Genomic DNA, 1,292 nt, shown 5'->3' with positions numbered 1-1,292 from the left:
CCGCAATATCCAGCCCCACCCCGCCTGTTTTTTCTTTACGTTTTGAGTTTTAATGTACCCCGCATACCCCGCCCTTTTCAAGCAGGCATCAGAACATTATAATCAGTCCCGAACATTGAGTCCGGTTTTTTTTCTTAATCCCGCCTGTTTTTTTCTATTCATTTTTCTTCTTTGCAAGCCTACCACCTTGGTGAACAAGAATTGGAAGAAATGGGGGACAGGTTGATTATGTTTTTTTACGCCTTGGCAGCGTTGTTTATCATGTCTTCAATTAACCTGGCTGCTTCTTTTTTTTGGTTCAGATCAAGATCTGTTCTGTACGGCGCATGATGATAAGGGTTCTGAAATGTTTCTGAGTGAACAAAGAATTAGCTACCAGGTAGCTCTGTTCCGCGATCCATTATTTCAATATAATTCCAATAGCTAAATAGACGATTGCGCTTCCTGGAGGTCAGTTCTCTCACAATTCCAAGCTGTTCCAAATGAGCAAGTGACTTGTTGACGGTTGCAGGGGTAATACCGGTTTTCTTAACCAACGAACCAGATGTGGCTATAGGGTGTTCCAGGAGTGCCCGGTGGACTTTCAGGGTGGATGTAGCAGCCCGTCCAAGACCGCTAATCTTGTCACGGTCATGCTTTGACAGACTAAGAAGTTGCTGGGCGGTTTCAACCGCATGGCCGGCACTGATAATAACGGCGTCAGCGAAGAAGTCGAGCCATGATTCCCAGTCTCCGGTTAGACGCACGTTGTTAAGCAACTCGTAATAGTATTGACGGTGCAGCTTGAAGTAGAGGCTTAGATAGAGCATTGGATCTCGCAATATCTTTTGCTCACATAACAACAGTGTAATTAGCAGGCGCCCCAATCGACCATTGCCGTCCAGGAATGGGTGAATCGTCTCGAACTGTACATGGGCTAAAGCTGCTTTGATAAGCACGGGGATGGGCCTTGGCTGGTCGTGGATAAAAAGCTCAAGCTTACTCATGCATTCCATGACTTCTTCTGCCGGTGGGGGGACAAATGCTGCATTACCTGGCCGAGTTCCGCCTATCCAATTCTGACTTCTCCGGAACTGGCCTGGGGTCTGACTACTTCCGCGCCCTTTGGCTATCAGTATTTCGTGGATCTCTCGGAGTAACCGCAGCGACAACGGGAATCCTTCTTTCAGCCGGCGCAACCCATGGTCAAGTGCAGCGACATAGTTACTTACTTCACGCACATCATCCATAGGAACTTTCGGCTCCTGATCCAGTTCAAATAACAGCAGGTCTGAAAGGGATGACTGCGTTCC

1 protein-coding gene is annotated in these 1,292 nt (G+C 47.6%); it reads right to left on the bottom strand.

All coding sequences use genetic code 11. The features are described 5' to 3' along the window. Positions 1-368 precede the first annotated feature (368 nt). The coding region (locus LZ23_RS11930) for a Fic family protein (protein WP_045214510.1) at positions 369-1,292 on the bottom strand (924 nt) is incomplete at its 5' end.

The organism is Desulfonatronovibrio magnus, assembly GCF_000934755.1.
Taxonomy (GTDB): domain Bacteria; phylum Desulfobacterota; class Desulfovibrionia; order Desulfovibrionales; family Desulfonatronovibrionaceae; genus Desulfonatronovibrio; species Desulfonatronovibrio magnus.
Note: the sequence above shows the minus strand (reverse complement) of the source record. Positions and strands in the feature narration are given on the sequence as shown.